This is a genomic window from Geothrix oryzisoli, assembly GCF_022808865.1.
GTDB classification, from domain to species: Bacteria; Acidobacteriota; Holophagae; order Holophagales; family Holophagaceae; genus Geothrix; species Geothrix oryzisoli.
In genome coordinates, this window is sequence record NZ_JAKZLB010000005.1 from 118,106 (window position 1) to 136,096 (window position 17,991).

Annotated in this window: 10 protein-coding genes; 4 read left to right on the forward strand and 6 right to left on the reverse strand. The window is 68.7% G+C overall.

The features are described 5' to 3' along the window. Positions 1-115: 115 nt before the first annotated feature. The 4 genes from MLE43_RS14055 (at position 116) to MLE43_RS14070 (ending at position 8,448) form a co-directional block, all read left to right on the forward strand. Positions 116-3,418: a S41 family peptidase gene (locus tag MLE43_RS14055; RefSeq protein ID WP_243305121.1), complete on the forward strand. Its 3,303-nt coding sequence runs from the start codon at positions 116-118 to the stop codon at positions 3,416-3,418. A gap of 174 nt (positions 3,419-3,592) precedes the next feature. Beyond that, positions 3,593-5,212: an L-lactate permease gene (locus MLE43_RS14060; protein WP_243305122.1), complete on the forward strand. Its 1,620-nt coding sequence runs from the start codon at positions 3,593-3,595 to the stop codon at positions 5,210-5,212. A gap of 78 nt (positions 5,213-5,290) precedes the next feature. Beyond that, on the forward strand, positions 5,291-6,436 hold the full coding sequence (locus MLE43_RS14065; protein WP_243305125.1) for a glycerate kinase: 1,146 nt from the start codon (positions 5,291-5,293) through the stop codon (positions 6,434-6,436). Between the two features lie 143 nt (positions 6,437-6,579). After that, on the forward strand, positions 6,580-8,448 hold the full coding sequence (locus tag MLE43_RS14070) for an aldolase/citrate lyase/malate synthase family protein (RefSeq protein WP_243305127.1): 1,869 nt from the start codon (positions 6,580-6,582) through the stop codon (positions 8,446-8,448). A 3-nt stretch (positions 8,449-8,451) separates the two neighbouring features. Here MLE43_RS14070 and MLE43_RS14075 read toward each other — a convergent pair whose 3' ends face one another. The 6 genes from MLE43_RS14075 to MLE43_RS14100 form a co-directional block, all read right to left on the reverse strand. Continuing rightward, positions 8,452-9,273 carry a hypothetical protein gene (locus MLE43_RS14075; protein WP_243305130.1) on the reverse strand — a complete coding sequence of 274 codons (822 nt, stop codon included), beginning with the start codon at positions 9,271-9,273 and terminating at the stop codon, positions 8,452-8,454. A gap of 151 nt (positions 9,274-9,424) precedes the next feature. Then, entirely contained in the window at positions 9,425-9,634 is a 210-nt protein-coding gene (locus tag MLE43_RS14080) for a hypothetical protein (RefSeq protein ID WP_243305132.1), read from the reverse strand. A 135-nt stretch (positions 9,635-9,769) separates the two neighbouring features. After that, a complete protein-coding gene (locus tag MLE43_RS14085) occupies positions 9,770-12,577 on the reverse strand; it encodes a M20/M25/M40 family metallo-hydrolase (protein ID WP_243305134.1) in 2,808 nt (935 codons plus the stop codon). Between the two features lie 41 nt (positions 12,578-12,618). Further along, positions 12,619-13,929 (reverse strand): aminotransferase class I/II-fold pyridoxal phosphate-dependent enzyme, encoded by a 1,311-nt coding sequence (locus tag MLE43_RS14090; protein WP_243305136.1) that lies wholly within the window; start codon positions 13,927-13,929, stop codon positions 12,619-12,621. A gap of 122 nt (positions 13,930-14,051) precedes the next feature. After that, on the reverse strand, positions 14,052-16,232 hold the full coding sequence (locus MLE43_RS14095; RefSeq protein WP_243305138.1) for a glutamate-5-semialdehyde dehydrogenase: 2,181 nt from the start codon (positions 16,230-16,232) through the stop codon (positions 14,052-14,054). Between the two features lie 202 nt (positions 16,233-16,434). Next, a complete protein-coding gene (locus tag MLE43_RS14100; protein ID WP_243305140.1) occupies positions 16,435-17,844 on the reverse strand; it encodes a pyridoxal phosphate-dependent decarboxylase family protein in 1,410 nt (469 codons plus the stop codon). Positions 17,845-17,991: the final 147 nt, after the last annotated feature.

Sequence of the window (17,991 nt, forward strand, 5' to 3'; positions counted from 1 at the left end):
GCTAGCGGATCTGGGCCGGGCCCGGCCATGGGGCTTGGGGTATTTGATGGCATCGGCTGTTCTACCTCGTATTACAATGGCGGCACTTTCCATCCTTACCAACGAGGTGGTTCCCATGCCTGGACGCGCCCTTCTCCTCCGTTGTCTGGTCCTCGCGCTCGTCTGCACCGGCGGCGCGCAGGCCCAGACGAAACTGCTCCGCTTCCCGGATATCCAAGGGGACAAGGTGGTGTTCACCTACGGAGGCGACCTGTGGACCGCCGCCAGCACGGGCGGTTCGGCCACCCGCCTGACGGCCCATCCGGGCCTGGAGCTGTTCGCGAAGTTCAGTCCCGATGGGAAGTGGATCGCCTTCACGGGCCAATACGACGGTGACGAGCAGGTCTATGTCATTCCCAGCGGCGGCGGTATTCCGCGGCAGCTGACCTACGATCCTGCGGCGGGCCCGCTGCCGCCCCGGGGCGGCTACGACCACCAGGTGGTGGGCTGGACGCCCGATGGGTCCAGCGTGCTGTTCCGCGCGGGAAGCGACGCCGACGGTGTGCTGAGCCGCTCGGCCCTCTACACCGTGAGCCTGAAGGGCGGGCTGCCCACGAAACTGCCCATGCCCACGGCCGGGCCCGGTTCCTTCTCGCCGGATGGCAAGCGGCTCGCCTATGCGCCCATGTTCCGCGACTTCCGCCACTGGAAGCGGTACCAGGGCGGCTGGGCCCAGGACCTCTATGTCTTCGACCTGGCCACGAAGCAGCAGAAGAAGATCGCTGCGAGCCCCCGCACCGAGCGCGATCCCATGTGGATCGGGGACAAGGTGTACTTCGCGTCGGATCGCGACGGCAAGCTGAACCTCTACGCGGTGGACCCCGCCACGGATGCCGTGAAACAGCTCACCTTCCAGAAGACCTGGGACGTGCGCTGGCCCTCCAGCGATCACCGGTCCCGCATCGTCTATGAGCTGAATGGCGAGCTGCGCGTGATGAACATCCAGGACGGCAGCGACCAGGCCATCTCCATCACCGTCCCCACGGATGGCGGGGCTTCGCGGCCCTCGCGCATCAGCGTCGAGCGCAACATCGAGGGCTTCGCGCTGTCGCCCAAGGGTGAGCGCGCCCTCTTCGTGGCCCGGGGGGACGTGTTCACCGTGCCCATCGAGAAGGGTCCCGCGCGCAACCTCACGAACAGCTCCGGCGCCCACGACCGGCACGCCCGCTGGTCGCCGGACGGCAGGAAGGTGGCCTTCATCTCCGACATGAGTGGCGAAGACCAGGTCTACCTCGTGGCCCAGGATGGCAAGGGGAAGGCCGAAGCGCTGACCTCCGGCCTGGTGGGGCAGCTGAACGCGCCGCTCTGGGCGCCCGGCGGCAAGCACCTGGCCTTCACGGACAAGGACGGCGTCGTCTACGTCCTCGGCGTGGCCGATCGCAGGCTCGTGAAAGCGGCCAAGGATCCCCTCGCCCGGGTGGGTGACCTGGCCTGGTCACCGGACGGCCAGTTCCTGGCCTTCTCACTCTCCAACCTGAACGGCACCCGCAGTCTCCACATCTGGGGCCTGGCGGACCAGCAGCTGCACCGGCTGACGGGCGACCTGTTCCCCGTCACCGAGCCCGCCTGGGACCCCGAGGGCAAGTACCTCTATGCCCTCAGCCGCCGGGACTATGCGCCGCAGATCAGTGACCTGGAGTTCGACTACGCCGGCAACCGCAACACGGACGTGGTGGCCTACGCCCTGCGGAAGGACGTGGCCCATCCCTTCCCGCCGGAAAGCGACGAGGTGGGCGTGGCGTCTGAGAAGAAGGAGGAGGGGCCGAGGAAGGAGGACGGCGAGAAGAAGCCGGAGGCCAAGGGCCCTGTGGCCGTGCGCATCGACTTCGATGGCTTCGAGCAGCGCGGCGTGCGCGTCCCCGTGCCAGCCGACAACCTGAGCGGCCTGGAGGCGGTGAAGGGCTTCCTCCTCTACAGCAAGTCCGAGCCCTTCGTGTACGGCGAAGCCAACGGCCGTCGCCCGGGCGGGGGCGGCCTCTGGATCTTCGACCTGAAGAAGCGCCAGGAGAGCGAGCTGATGGCGGGCGTGCAGGGCTGGGTGCTGAGCCAGGACGGGAACAAGATCCTAGCCCGCGCCGGCCAGGGCCCTGCGGCGTCGTTCCAGCTCATCGACGCCAAGCCCAAGGCCACGGAGAAGAAGACCGTCTCCACGAAGGACCTCTATGTGGACCGCATCCCCGCCGAGGAATGGCGCGAGGTCTACGACGAGACCTGGCGGCGCTTCCGCGACTTCTTCTACGTGAAGAACATGCACGGCTACGACTGGAAGGCCCTGCGGGAACAGTACCGCCCCTGGCTGCAGTACGTCACGCACCGCTCGGACCTGACCTACGTCCTGACCGAGCTCATCTCCGAGCTGAACATCGGCCACACCTACACTGAAGGCGGCGACCAGTTCCTGCCCGAGCGCGCCCGGGTGGGCCTGCCCGGCGCCCGCTTCGAGCTGGATGCCGCCGCGGGCCGCTACCGCCTGGCCCACATCTACCGGGGCCACAACGAGGAACCCAAGTACCGCAGTCCCCTGACGGAGGTGGGCGTGGATGCCCGCGAGGGTGACTACATCCTGGCCATCGATGGCGTGGAGTTGAAGGCGGACGACAGCCCCTACCGCCTGCTGCGCAACAAGACGTTCACGGTGACGCTCACCCTGAACACCAAGCCCAGCTTCGAGGGGGCCCGGCAGGTCAGCTACCAGCCCATCCAGAGCGAGGCCAGCCTGCGCTACCTGGACTTCGTGCTGCGCTCGAAGGAGACCGTGGACAAGCTCAGCGGCGGGAAGGTGGGCTACCTCCACATTCCCGACATGGGGGCGCCCGGCCTGTACGAGTTCATCAAGTGGTACTACCCGCAGATCCGCAAGGAGGGGCTGATCGTGGATGTCCGCGCCAACGGCGGCGGCAACATCAGCCAGATGATCATCGAGCGCCTCAGCAAGAAGCTGCTGGGCACGCGCTTCGGCTTCGGCAGCGACGAACCGACCACCTATCCCTCCACGGTGTTCCACGGCTCCATGGTGGCGCTCACCAGCGAGACGAGCGCCAGCGACGGCGACATCTTCCCCTATCACTTCCGGTTCGCGGGCCTCGGCCCCCTCATCGGCAAGCGGACCTGGGGCGGCGTCGTGGGCGGTGGCAACACGCCGCTGATCGACGGCGGCAGCGTCTTCGTCCCGCGCTCGGGCACCAACGCGCCCACGGGCGAATGGATCATCGAAGGCGAGGGCGTGACGCCTGACATCGAGGTGGAGAACGACCCCGTTTCGATGCTGGCGGGCCATGATCGCCAGCTGGAGCGGGGCGTGCAGGAGGTGCTGAAGCGCATGGCCGAGAAACCCATGCACCTGCCCAAGCGGCCAGCGGATCCCGTGAAAACCAAATAGGTCTGGTGGTCTAACCACCCCAGGCAATACCGGTAAAATCCACACCACAAGTCATACATGCATGGGCCGGAATCCATCTGATTCCGGCCCATGTGCTTGGAAAACGCTTTTGGCTTGGTGGTCAGACCATCGCGCGGTACTGTTCTGCAACCGATTCGGAGGTCGACAATGTTATTGAGCATCCTTGCAGCCACGCTGCCCCTCATCGTTCTGCTCATCGGCATCCCGCTGCTGATGAAACCCGCCGCGAAGGTGGCGCCCGTCGCCCTGCTGGTGACCGTGCTCGCGGCCGTCCTCGTGTTCCACTTCCCGGCCAAGGTGACGCTGCTGGCGGCCTTCCAGGGCGGGCTCACGGGCATCTTCCCGATCATGTACATCCCCTTCGGCGCGCTGGTGGTCTACAACGTGCTGAAAGCCACCGGCTGGATGGACAAGATGCAGGGTGCCATGGCGAACCTCACCGTGGACCGCCGCGCCCAGGCCCTGCTCATCGCCTTCGGCTTCGGCGCCTTCCTCGAGGGCATCTGCGGCTTCGGCGCCCCGGTGGCCATTCCCGCCAGCATCCTCATCGGCCTGGGCTACAACCCGATGATGGCCGCGCTGGTGTGCCTGGTGGCCAACACGGGCCCGGTGCCCTTCGGTTCCCTCGCCATCCCCACGGTGACCCTGGCCAAGACCACGGGCCTGGACGTGATGAAGCTCTCCCAGATGACGGGCCGCTTCATGGCGCCCCTGGCGCTGATCATGGCCTTCGCCACGGTCTATGCCATGTCCAAGTCCAAGGGGCTGAAGGGCGCCCTGGGCACGATCCTGGTGTCGGGCCTCAGCTTCGCCATCACCGAGTTCCTCGTTTCCAACTTCATCGGCGCGGACCTCACCTCGGTGCTGGCGGGCCTGGTCTGTCTCGTGGCCACCGCCATCTACCTGAACTTCCAGAAGCACGCCCAGCCCTGGCTCTTCGAGGGCGAGGCCCCGGCCACCGAGGAGCGGCGCGAGTTCCATGCGAAGGAGCTGTTCCTCTCCTGGCTGCCCTACCTGCTGCTGGCGGTGCTCGTCATCGCCGTGAACCTACCCAGCACCAAGCCGCTCTTCAACGGTAGCGCCCCGGGCTGGAAGTGGGTGCTCCTCAAGGCCCAGATCTACAACCCCGGCAAGCTCTACGCATTCACCTGGCTCCAGAGCCCCGGCACCATCATGCTCATCGCCGGCCTCATCGCCTTCCCCTTCATGGGCATCAGCTACGGCGTGATGGGCGAGCAGTTCGGCAAGACCTTCAAGCAGATGATCCCGTCGTTCATCGCGGTGGCCAGCATCCTCGCCATCGCCGAAGTGATGAACATGGCCCTGCCCATCATCGACCCCAAGACCAAGCTGGCCGTGGTGGGCGACCTCGCCACCAAGCAGATCTCCATGGTGGCCACCATGGCCAACGGCATCGTGGCCCTGGTGAGCAAGCACGTCTATCCGTTCCTGAGCCCGCTCTTCGGCACCCTGGGCGTGTTCCTCACCGGCAGCAACACCTCGGCCAATGCCCTCTTCGGGAACCTGCAGAAGCTCACCGCCCAGGGCATGGGCCTGTCCGACATCCTCATGGCATCGGCCGGCAGCGCGGGCGCTTCCGCGGGCAAGATGATCTCGCCCCAGAGCATCGTCATCGCCGCCACCGCCGTGGGCCTGGCCGGCAAGGAGGGCCTGATCATGCGACAGACGATCAAGTACACGATCCCCTACGTGATCCTGCTGGGCCTCATGGTCTTCGGCTTCGCGTTCCTGTTCCCGGGACTCGTTCCCTGACCTGCTGATCGACAGCCGCCAAGACGCGTGAGCGTCTTGGCGGTAGTTTTATCTCTGACTGACATCGAGGTGGGTTCCATGCGCATCATCGTGGCTCCGGATTCCTACAAGGGCAGTGTGTCGGCCCTGGGCGTGGCGGAAGCCATGGAACGCGGCATCCACGCCGTGTTCCCGGCCGCGGAAGTGCTCAAAGTGCCCATCGCCGATGGTGGTGAGGGCACGGTCGAGGCGCTGGTGGCCGCCACGGGCGGACGCCTCATGCACTCGGACGTCCGCGGCCCCCTGGGCGAGCCCGTGCGGGCCCACTGGGGCCTCTCCGGCGACGGCGCCACTGCCTTCCTGGAGATGGCCTCGGCCTCGGGCCTGCCCCTGGTGCCCAAGGACCGTCGCGATCCCCGCATCACCAGCACCTTCGGCACGGGCGAACTGATGAAGGCGGCCCTCGATGCCGGCCTGAGCAAGCTCGTCATCGGCATCGGCGGCAGCGCCACCAACGATGGCGGCACGGGCATGGCCCGGGCCCTGGGCGCACGCTTCCTCGATGCCGAGGGCCGGGACCTGCCCGAGGGCGGTGCGGCCCTGGCCCGGGTGGCCCACATCGACCTCTCGGGCCTGGATCCCCGGCTGGCCCAGGCCAGCATCCTGGTGGCCTGCGACGTGGACAACCCCCTGTGCGGGCCCCGCGGCGCCTCCGCCGTCTACGGCCCGCAGAAGGGCGCCACCCCGGGGATGGTCCAGGAACTGGATGCGGCCCTGGGCGTCTTCGCGGGCGTGGCGAAGGCCGCCACGGGCCGCGACATCGCCCTGCTGCCGGGCGCCGGCGCCGCCGGCGGCCTCGGCGCGGGCCTGCTGTTCTTCACCCCCGCCAGCCTGCGGCCCGGTGTGGCCATCGTGCTGGAGACCACGGGCTTCGAAGCCCTGGTGCAGGGCGCGGACCTGGTCATCACCGGCGAGGGCCGCACGGACTTCCAGACGGCCATGGGCAAGGCGCCCGTGGGTGTGGCGGCCGTGGCCAAGCGCCATGGCGTGCCCGTGGTGTGCATTGCCGGCGGGCTGGGTGACGGCGCCGACGATGTCCTCGGCCACGGCATCGATGCGCTGGCCACCACCGTGCCCCAGCCCATGACCCTGGAAGCCTGCATGGGCCAGGGCGCCATCCTGGTGGAAGCCGCCGCCGCCAGGGCCTGCCGCCTGGTGAAGGTGGGCATGGCCCTGAGGCGGTGAGCCTCGATTGACACTCGGGGGCTTTGTGATTGACAAGCGATTGACACGAACACCCGGTTGACAAGCCCTCGACGGAGGGCCGCACCCCGCGATCCGCAAGAATGGATGCACCCGTCCATGCCGATTTCCCCAAGGGAGACACCATGACCCTCGAATTCCGTGACGCCGTCCTGTCCTCCTACCCGGATGTCTACACGCCGGAGGTGCTCCGCGCCCTCGAGGTGCTGGCGCCCCTCGACGAGAAGCGCAGGGCGCGCATGGCGGCGCGCACCGCCCGGCGGAAGCAGCGGGCCGAGGCCCGCGAGCGCATCGCCTTCCTCGATCCCGAAGCGCTGATTCCGGGCACCCAGATCAAGGTGGCCGACGCCCGCGCCGGGAACTTCGATGGCGCCGTGATCCCGCCCGACCTCACGCGCCAGTGGATCCAGGGCACGGGGCCGGCCACCAAGCCCCGCTCGGACACGCGCTCCGGCATCCGCAACGTGGCCTACGCGCTGCTCTCAGGAGCCGACGGCTGGATGTTCGACGGCGAGGATGCGCTGGGCCAGGTGGACACCATGTCCCTGGACAACCACCGCAACCTCAAGCTCGCCATCGCCCGGGATCGGCTCTTCCTGGAGGTGGCCGAAGAGGTCGCCCGCGAGATGAACCAGTGGGCCCAGGGGTTCTTCGGCAGGCCGATCATCGCGGACTGGCGGAAGCAGCTGGACTTCACCACGCTGCTGTACCGGTGCCGGGGGCTCCACCTGGAGGACCGCCACATCCGCCGCGACGGCCACGGGTTCTCCGCCTCCATCACGGACCTGGTGCTCTACGTGGTGAACAACCATGAGCGGCTGCGGGCCGTGGGCCGCAGCATCGTCCTCTACCTGCCCAAGACGCAGACCGCCGAGGACGCCGCCCTCTGGAACGACCTGCTGCTCGCCCTGGAAGCCCACCTGGGCCTGCCTGTGGGCACCATCAAGGTCTACGTGCTGGTGGAGCAACTCGAGCAGTGCTTCCAGCTCATGGAGATCCGCGCGGCGTTGTCGCCCCACTTCGTGGGCTTCAACACCGGGCGCTGGGACTACATCAACAGCGTGTCGGACGCCCTGGCCTGGGACCGGGAGTTCGTGAACCCCAACATCCAGTCCATCACCATGACCTACGGCTACATGCGGACCTACGAGGACCGCGTGCGCCGCGCCATGAACACGCCGGACCGGAATGGGCGCTTCGCCCTCTGGCAGGGCGGCATGGAACCCAACATCCCCGTGGGCAGCGAGGCCGGCGTCGCCGCCAGCATGAAGCGCGCGGTGGCGGGGGCCGAGCGCGAGCAGCGCGAAGGCGCGTCCGGGAAGTGGGTGGCCCACTGGAAGATGGTCCACATCGTGAGGCCCGTGTGGGAGCGCGTGGGCGAGGCCAACCAGATGGGCCGCGCCTTCCCGGCGCTGACCTACAACCCCGGCGACGCCGCGGGCCTGATGCAGCTCGAGGAGGCGCCCCGGACCATCGCCGGCGCGCGGGACCTGCTGTCCGTGGCCCTGCAGTACGGCAACGCCTTCCTGCGCGGCTTCCAGGCAGCGGCGCTGAAACCGGCCGACTTCTTCGGCAACGATGACGTCCTCTACCTCATGGAGGACATGGCCACAGGCGAGATCCGCGTGTCGATCCTGTGGGAATGGCTGCACAAGGGCGCCACCTTCACGGAAGCGGACACGGCCACCGGTGTCGCTGCCGGGGATGCCTTCACGCCGGCCCTCTTCGCGCGTCTGCTGGAGGAGGAATACGCCAAGCTCCGCAAGGCCAGCAACCGCGACGTCCACGACGACTCCAAGGGCACCACCCTCCCCATCGCCCGCGCCATCGTCCAGACCTACGTCCAGAGTCCCGTGAAGGCCCCCTGGTATGTGGATCTGCTGAACCTGAACCTCGGCCTGGACGACCTGGCCGAGGCCGAGGCACGCATCGCCAGGTTCTTCGCCACCTTCAGCAAGGACGGCACCCGGATCACCGAGAACCTGGACTTCTGAGGCTCAGGCCGGCTGGTCCTGTCCTTCGGGTCGGGGCTCCTGGGCCTGTCTGCCGGGAAAGTGGATTTTCGCGCAATCGGGGCACATCCCGTGGGTGAAGGCCGCGTCCGTGTGCTCGGCGAGGTACTGCTCCACCTGAGTCCACAGGCCCGCGTCGTCCCGGATCTTCTTGCACCAGCCACAGATGGGCAGCAGGCCCTGGAGGGTCCGGATCTCGGCCAGACTCTGCTCCAGCTTGGCGTTGGTGGCGGTGAGCCGCTGCCGCTCCCGATCGTGGGCGGCCAGCACCACGCGCAGGACCAGGACACAGGCGAGGGTGCTCACCACGAAGCTGGTCATGAGGTCCCACTGGCGGTCGAGGGCCTGGGAGTAGGGCACGACGAGCTTCGGATAGACCCGCTCCAGCCAAAGCAGCGCCAGCCCGTTGACGATGAAGACGGCCATGCCCAGCCACCGGGTGAGGCCCCGGAAGAAGATGTTCAGCACCATGGCCCCGGCGAACAGGAACATGCCGACGCTCCCCTGGGACCCCGCATTCATGAACCAGCTGAAGTTGAGCAGCAGGCCCAGGAGCACGCAGAAGGTCTTCATCGCGTGCCGGCCGTTCAGGGAGGCCCGGTAGAGGGCGTAGGCCACGATGCCGAAGGCGGCCACCGCCAGATCCAGGCCGAGGGGCAGGTCCTGGAGCAGGTTCACGGGCAGGACGATGAACAGGGACAGGCCCGCCGTCAGCAGGCAGACCTTCCGGAACAGGCGGATCTCCAGCGTGGCCTGTTCGTCCCAGGGGGCCAGCCATGGCCAGAGCCGGGTCAACCTGCGGATCATGGGGATGTCCTCGGGAAAGGCGGCGCCGGGCGGGCCGGAGAGGTGCTTTCCTTGACCTCATGATCAATGGTCAGGCGCCCTCGTCACAGTGACCTTGGGCACGATTCCGACCTGCTGGGCACTCTGTGCCGCCGGCAAAAAAACGCCACACTCAGGCGGCCGACCGGCGACGGGGGAAGTGCTGCCGGGCGCAGTCCGGACACACGCCGTGGGTGAGGACCCTGGCCGCCCTTTCCAGGAGGTCCGGGTCCCCGGGCACCCAGGTTCCCGCGGGGTCGCGGACCTTCCCGCACCAGCCGCACACCGCCACCAGGCCGCCCGGGGCACGGCGGCCCGTGCGGGCAGATTCTGGCTGACTCAAGACAGGACTCATCGGGGCAGGCTCCCGGGTCTCCGGAAGATCAGCAGATCTTCATCCTGAAACCCATCCACGATGGTGAGGCCAAGAAGATGTTTCGACAGTGATCTCCGGCACGATCCCGGAGCCTACCTGCGGTCAGGCCTTCAGCTTGGCCGCGAAGGCCTCCAGGGCCCGGTAGTAGGGATCGATGCTGGGGATGAAGTGGCGCTCGCCGGCGGCATGGGGGCCGATGCCGGTCTGGCCCCAGACCACGCCCTGGCCCTTGGGGGCGAAGCGGGCCGAGGTGCCGGCGCCCTTGCGGCCCAGGCGCACCTCGCCACCGGCGGCTTCGATGCCCGCCAGCAGGGCCTTGAGGTAGGGGTTCTCCGGATCGCAGGCCACGCCGGGTTCCCAGGCGGCGGGCACGAACTCCAGCTCCCGCTCCGCGGCCATGGCTTCGATGGCGGCGCGCAGGCTCGAGATGTCGTCCTGGGGGATGGGGCGGAGCTCCACGCCCAGGGCGCCGCGGTCCGGCGTGATGTTGTAGACCCCCGGGGTGCCCACCTGGATGTAGGCGAAGCGGGCCAGGGACTGCCAGCCATCCGAGGCCTTGAGGGTGAGGCGCTTTGCGAACATCTCGCGCAGGGCCTCGCGGGCGCCCAACAGGCGCTCGGTGAGATCGCTGCCGCCCGCCAGGCCGCTGTGGCCGCGGGTGCCCCTGGCCACCAGCTCGAAGCGAAGGACGCCGCGGTTCTGGGTGCAGACCTCGCCCCAGAGCTCGGTGCCCTTCTCGCCGGTGCGCTCGCCGGCCACGAAGAAGGAGGGCTCGTAGTCCCACTCCTCCTTGAGCTGTTTGAGCACGTGGGGCGTGCCCATCGGCTCAAGCTCGCCATTCTCTTCATTGCCGAGCATGAGGAGGCTCACGGGCGGGTAGGGCGCCCCCTTCTTGAGGGTGTCCTTCATCCACACCAGGTAGGTGGAGAGCACGGTCTTCATGTCCGCCGCGCCGCGGCCCCAGAGGTAGTCGCCCTCGATCTTCGGCTCGAACTGGCTGTCGTCGGGCTCGGGCTCGACCACGTCGAAGTGGCCGCAGAGCATGACCGGGGCCTTCTCGCCGCCGGGGAAATGGGCCAGCACGGCGGGGAAGGTGGCCTGGTCGAAGTAGCGCACGGGCACGCCGTGGTTGCGCAGGTAGTCGTAGATGAAGGTGGCCGCCCGGTGGATCTCGGGCATGCGCTCCTCCGGGCAGGCGGTGACGCTGGGAATGCGGATGAGCCGCTGGGAGACGGACAGCACTTCCGTGGTCTTGTCCACGAAGCCGGATTCCACCAGCTTCTCGGGCCGGGGGCGGAACCGCACGGGGGCGCGGGGGTCCAGGTGCACTTCGTCCCGGGCGTGCTCCACGAAGTCCTGCAGCTTGTCCTGCTCGGTGCCGAGGTCCGCCAGGTGGGCGGTGACGGTCTCCACTTCCTCACGGACCTGGGCGGTCCGGGCCTCGGCCAGCTCGACGAGCAGGGCGGGCGGCACGATGTCCGAAGTCCCGAGCTTGGCCCTCAGCCGCTGGCGCATCTTCTCGGCGGTGCTTGGGGCGCCATCCACCATCTCGCGGAGCGGCTGGAGGTCCTCCCAGAAGTCGAGGGCCTCCGCCAGGGGGCGCAGCTGGTTGAGCGTCCAGGCGAGGAAGGCGCGCATGGCCACCGGCTTGGCGGTGAGGGGGTCCTCGATGACGGCGTTGAGGCCCTCGCGGGCCGCCAGGTCTTCGTTGCGGCGGGCCCGGGTGATGTCCTCGGCGTCGTAGCGGAAGCCGCGGGCGAAGTCGGGATCGGCATAGAAGCGGAGCAGCAGCAGGTGCTTGAGGGTGAGGTTGGCCACGTCCAGGGCCAGTTCGTGGCCGGGATCATCCGTGCGCACTTCCACGCGGGCCATGGGCAGGTCGATCCGGGCGAAGAGGTTCTGGCGCTCGATCTGCGCGGCCATGTCCTCCACGTTCCGGGTTTCGCCGGCGGCGAAGAGGCCGCGGGCGTAGATGTCGTGCAGCTGGTCGCTGGTGACCTGGATGAGGCGCTCCACGGGCTCGACCTGGGAGCGGGCGCGCACGGGGATCCAGTTGTTGTTGCCGAAGCGAACGCCGCGGCGGACCAGGTCGTAGGACAGGCGCAGGTAGTCGGAGTGGCTGCGGTTCAGGTCCGGCACGTCCAGGGCGGGCGGGTTCGGGAAGGTGAGGTTGCGCACCGATTCGTAGGGCGTCAGCCGGACGACGGGCTTGCCGCCCTCCTCCGAAGCCTGCAGGGGCGTGCTGGCGCTGGTGGCGATGAAGAGGGCGGCGAAGGCCCGCATGAGCCGCGTGCTGGTGATGTAGACCTTGTTCTTGTAGGCGTCCAGGTGGTTGTCCCCGCGCTGGGCGTCGGGCAGGTGCATGAAGTCCCAGGCCAGCATGGGCTCGGGCAGGCTCAGGTTGGAGTGGGTGCCGGCGGTGGCCAGCTCGGTCCCGTAGATCTCGACGCAGCGCTGCAGGTAGCGCCGCTTGGCCAGGTGCCAGGACATGGGTACGCAGTCGGGCCCGATCTCAGGCAGCACGAGCAGATTGCCGTGCCAGTAGTACAGGGGTTCCCCGAAGGCCCGGCCGGCCTTGTAGAGGGCGTTGATGAGGGCCGCCTCCAGCAGGCGGCCTTCGTACACCGCGCCCTTGGGCGTGTGGTAGGGCCGCGTGACCCATTCGATCATCCAGTGGAAGACCTCCAGCTGGTGGTATTCCTCGGTCCAGGGCGCCAGCACCTTCGAGCGCAGGTGATCGACGAAGGACATGCGGTCGGGCCCGGTACCCACGGTGAGCAGGGGGCGGAACTGGGGGTCCACCAGGTTCCACTCCAGCTCCAGCCCGCAGAGCCCGCCCTGGGGCCGCGTTTCCTGGGCCGTCTGGCGGGCCAGCTGGAATTTCTCCACGAAGGCGTTCAGGTCGAACACGGGTGCTCCAGATCAATCAATTGAAGTGCAAGTGAATCGGTTCAACCCTGAAGCGACTTCAGCGCCGCCACGAGCCGCTCGGCGGCGCCCTGGGTGCGCTCGGGCGGGGTGGCGTAGGAGAAGCGGATCCACTCGGCGCCGTAGGGGCTGAAGAAGGCGCCGGGCACCACCGCCACGCCATGCTCCTCGGCCAGGTACTGGCCCATGGGTTCGGAGTCGGTCCAGCCCTTGGCCTGGAAGGTGTCCGCCACCTTGATGAAGGCGTAGTAGCCCTGGCCGATGATGTGGGTGAGCCCCTGCGCCTTCAGGAACGCGCGCAGCCAGGCGCGGCTGGCGCGGGTGGGGTCGGCGATGGGCGCGGAGGCGGCCTGGAAGCCCTTCTCGTAGGCGGCCATGGCCACGGCCAAGCTGAAGAAGGAGGGCATCACGGTGTGCGAGGCCTGGGCCACGACGACCTTGACCAGCTCCGCGTCCGCCAGCAGGTGGCAGTTGCGGATGTTGGAGGCCCCGAGGCTCTTGGTGAGACCGTCCAGCACCATCAGGCGCTTGCGCAGGTCCGGCTCGAACGCGCGCAGCAGCACGTTCACATCGTAGGGTTCGCCATCACCCACGGCGTGGTACATCCAATCGAAGAGCACATAGGCCACGCCGGCTTCCAGCGCCGCGCGGGCGAGGACGATCTGGCGCTCGAGGGTGAGCGTCTGGCCCGTGGGATTGTCGGGACTGGTGATGACGAGACCCGCGACCTTGCGGCCGTGCTTCGCGGCTTCGGCGACGCAGGCCCGGATGCCTTCTTCGGAGTAGGCCCAGCCTTCCTCTGCCCGGCCGGGGGCCCACATCACGTTGGCGCCGATGCCGTAGGGCCCCCAGTTGTAGCTGATCCAGGGCACGCGACTCACGACGACCACATCGCCCTGGCGGCCATGGCCGAGGGCCAGCATGGCCTGGTAGGCCTTCTGGAGGCCGTCGCGGCCGCCCTGCGTGCCGATGATGTTGGCTGGGCCCCAGCCCGTGTCGGGGGCCAGCTTCCAGTACTGCTCCGCCACGCTCTTCCGGTAGGCGTCCGTGCCGAACGGCATGTCGTACGCGGTGCCGTGCTGCTTCTGCATCTCGAAGGCGCGGTCCAGCAGCTCCGCGGGCACCCCGGGGAGCGACGCGCCGCCGTCGCCCTGGCTGGCGTCGAAGACGGGCACGCCCGGCTGCTTTTCCTTGAAGACCTTCAGCGACTTGTTGATGAGGAACATGCGGGAAGCGGGAATCGGCGCCAGCTGTTTCAGGTGGTCGCTCACCGGGACAAGGTTGGCCTCAGGCACGGCGAAGGCAGGTGTCTCAGGGGAGAGAAGGGCAGCCATGGGTCCTCCCGATACGAAAAAGTCGCCCCTGCGGCAATCCAGGAGCGACGAGCGTTGGTCAAGGTTAACAGTTCATCTCTTGGGCTCAAAGTTATAGAGTCTTATGTGTCAATAATTGATGCTTATAATGTCGACCTCAGATCGAGGTGCTGGAAGGGGCGGGCCGCGGGCCCGGTGTAATTCTCCACCCGGTGGCCATGGCCCCGGAGGAGGTAGCGGTAGCTCAGCAGACCTTCGAGTCCCACGGGTCCGCGGGCGTGGATCCGCCCGGTGCTGATGCCCACCTCGGCGCCGAATCCGTACCGGAACCCATCGGCGAACCGCGTGGAGGCATTGTGGTAGACGCCCGCGGCATCCACCTCCGCAAGGAACCGGGCGGCGGCGGCGGGATCTTCCGTGACGATGGCCTCGGTGTGGCCGCTGCCATGGGTGCGGATGTGGGCCAGCGCCTCCTCCAGATCCGCCACCACCTTCAGGGCCAGGATGGGCTCGCCGTACTCCGTGTCCCAGTCCGCCGATGTCGCGGCGCCCAGCCAGGGGACCAGGGCGCGGCAGCGCTCGCACCCCCGCAGCTCGACCTTGCGGGCCTGGAGATCCTCCGTCAGGGCCGGCAGCAGACGCGGCGCGGCGGCCGCATGCACCAGCACCGTCTCCACCGCGTTGCAGGCGGCGGGGTACTGGAGCTTCGCGTCCCGGACCAGGGCGACGGCCATGTCGGTGTCTGCGAAGGCGTCCAGGTACATGTGGCACACCCCCTCGGCATGACCGAGCACGGGGATCCGCGTGGCGTTCTGGATGTGCTTCACGAGATCTTTGGAACCCCGCGGGATCACCAGGTCCACCCATTCGTTCAGCGCCAGGAGCGCCTCGACGGAGGCGCGATCCTCCAGGCCCTGGATGGCCGCAACCGGAAGCCCGGTGCGGCGCAGGGCCTCCTGGATGGTGTGCAGCAGGGCCGCGTTGGAATGGCGCGCCTCGCGCCCGCCCTTCAGCAGCGCGGCATTCCCGCTCTTCAAGGCGAGGGCGCTGATCTGGATGAGGGCGTCGGGCCGGGACTCGAACACCACGCCGAGTACGCCCAGGGGGCAGGAGACGCGCGTGAGTTCCAGCCCGTCATCGAGCTGGCGCCGAAGCTGGACCTGGTTCAGCGGATCCGGCAGGGCTGCGACCGCCCGCACGCCCTCCGCCATGCTGTGCAGCTTGGCTCGGTCGAGGCGCAGGCGCTGGCAGGCCGAGGCGCCGAGCGTGGCCTTCGCCGCGGCCAGGTCCGCCTCGTTGGCGGCAAGGATCGCCGCCTCCTCCCCCAGGAGGAGGTCGGCGAGGGTGGTGAGGGCCTGGTCGCGGGTGGCGGTGTCCGTGACGGCCAGGCGCCGCGAGGCCGCCCGGGCGGCCAGGGCCATGGGCCGGATGGGATTGCCGGCTGGCACGGGGTTTTTCGGTCCGCCGGGGTCGGGCGTGAAGAGGGTCCCCACCGAAGCGCCTTCCAGGATGCGCTCCAGGATCCGGGGCTCGAGCCCGGAGGCGAGCACCACCGGCACGCCCCGATCCGCGGCCAGACGCGCGGCCGCCACCTTGCTGGTCATGCCCCCTCGCCCGCGGCCGCTCCGCCCCTCGGTCCGCACGGCGGGAACCTGGCCGAAGGGCACCTCGGCCAGGGGGACCGCAGCGGGATCCAGCCTGGGGTTGCCGGTGTGCAGGGCCGAGACATCCGAGAGCAGAATCAGGAGGTCCGCCTCCAGGTGCGCCGCCACCAGGGCCGACAGATGGTCGTTGTCGCTGAAGACCGGGGTCCGGCCGGCGGCGGGACGCTCCAGCTCGAGGGTGGAGACGGTGTCGTTCTCATTGAGGACGGGGATGGCCCCCAGCGAGAGGAGGGTCTCCAGCGTCCGCCGCAGGTTCGCGTGGCGCGTGGGGTCGGCGAAGTCGTCCTCGGTCAGCAGGACCTGGGCGGCCTTGAACCCCAGGCGGCCCAGGCCCTCCTGATAGAGGGCCATCAGCTCGCCCTGTCCCGCCGCCGCCGCCGCCTGCTTCTCCGCCAGGGACTTGGGCTCGAGCCCGAGCTGCCGTGCACCGAGCCCCACCGCGCCCGAGGACACCAACACGGGCTGGCAGCCGCGCGAGGCCATCGCCGCCACCGCCTCCATCAGGGCATAGAGGCGGGCGAGGGCCGGTCGGCCGCCCGGGTCCACCACCACCTGGGTGCCCAGCTTCACCACGACCCGCCGGGCGGACGGGAGGCCGGCGCGATCCAGGATGCGGGGCTTCGGCCCCGCCTTGGCGGTCGATGTCGGCTGGCGAACCATGGGGACCTCGAAAACAAAAACCCCCGATCGCAGGATCGGGGGTTGGAGAGCGGGTGACGCTTCGGTCTGGTCTAGACCCTCTCCAACCCATCCGTCGGGGTGGGATGATTGGGGCGAGGGTTGATGGCCGGGAAGGTGGTCATGACACCCACAGTGTGGTGGGGAATCGCCATGGCGGGCAAGGGAAATCTGTCCGGCGGCCTCAGCCGGCCGCTTCCCGGAGGAGGGCCCAGAGCTGCTCGACATGGGTGTGCTCGGTCGTCTCGGCGCCGATGCTCACCCGGAGGATCTGCGTCCCCTTCAGCATGGAAGGAGTGAGGTAGGCCTTGCCGCCCTCGTTGATCCGGCGGGCGATGTCCAGGTTGTGGGCGGCGAGGGCGGCCTCGTCGAGTCCCGGCTTCACATGCCGGAGGCAGACGGTCTGCAGGGGCACGGGCGCCAGCCGTTCCCAATCCGGAGCCGCGTCCACCTGCTCCTTGAGCCACTGGGTGTTCGCCAGGTCGCGGCGGATGCGGGCCTGGAGGCCCGCCACGCCGACGTCCATGAGGTAGAACCACAGCTTCAGCGCCCGGAAGCGGCGGCCCAGCTGGATGTGCCAGTCGCGGAAGTTGCTCACCTGGCCGTCCTGGGCCGTGCGCAGATAGCTGGGGTTCGTGCTCATGACGCGGATGAGGTGCTGGGGATCGCGCACGTAGTAGGCGCTGAGGTCGAAGCCCACGCCCATCCACTTGTGGGGGTTGAACACCAGGCTGTCGGCCCGCTCGATGCCCTCCCACATCCAGCGGCACTCGGGCAGCACCATGGCCGTGCCCGCCAGGGCCGCGTCTACGTGGAGCCACATGCCATGCTGCTCCGCGAGGTCCGCCAGAGCGGGAAGGGAATCCAGGGCCGTGGTGGCGGTGGTGCCCACGGCGCCGACGACGGCGCAGGGGCGCAGGCCGATCTCGACGTCCTTCTCGATGGCCGACCGCAGCAGGTCCAGGCGGATCGCGTGGCGCTCATCCGTGGGGATGAGGCGCAGGTAGCTGCGGCCGAAACCCGCCAGCAGGGCCGCCTTCTCGATGGAGCTGTGGGTCTGGTCCGAGGCGTAGACCACGAGTGGCGCCTCGCCGCTCTGGAGGCCCTCGGTGTTCTGCGCGTACTCCGAGACCTTCTCCCGGGCGCAGAGCAGGGCCGTGAAGGTGGCCGTGCTGGCGGTGTCGTGGATGACGCCGGTGAAGGCCGTGCTCAGGCCCACCATCTGGCGCAGCCAGTCCATCACCACCTCCTCGACCTCCGTGGCCGCGGGGCTGGTCTGCCAGCTCATGCCCTGGGCGCCCAGGCCTGATGCGGCCAGGTCACCGAGGATCGAGCTGTAGCTGGTGTTGCTGGGGAAGTAGGCGAAGAAGGAGGGATGGTTCCAGTGGGTGATGCCGGGCAGCACGTCCCGCTCCAGGGCCGCCAGGGCCTGGGCGACCCGGCCTCCGTGCAGGGGCGGATGGTCCGGGAAGGCCGCCCGGACCTCGCCAGGCTTGGCCTGGCTCATCACGGGCAGGCGCTCGAGGTTCTCACGGTAGTCCGCGATCCAGTCCACGAGCTGGTAACCGAGGCGGCGGAATTCTTGGGCGTCCATGCCCTCCATTCTGGCCGGATCCAGCCGGGCCCGCGCAGGAGAGATTGGGGATGGCACGGGATCCGCCTTCGCGGCGGGCCGCGGAGCCCGGCGCCGCCACCGGTTGTGGCAAGATCGAATGGAGACTCACGAAACCAATGCAGGTCG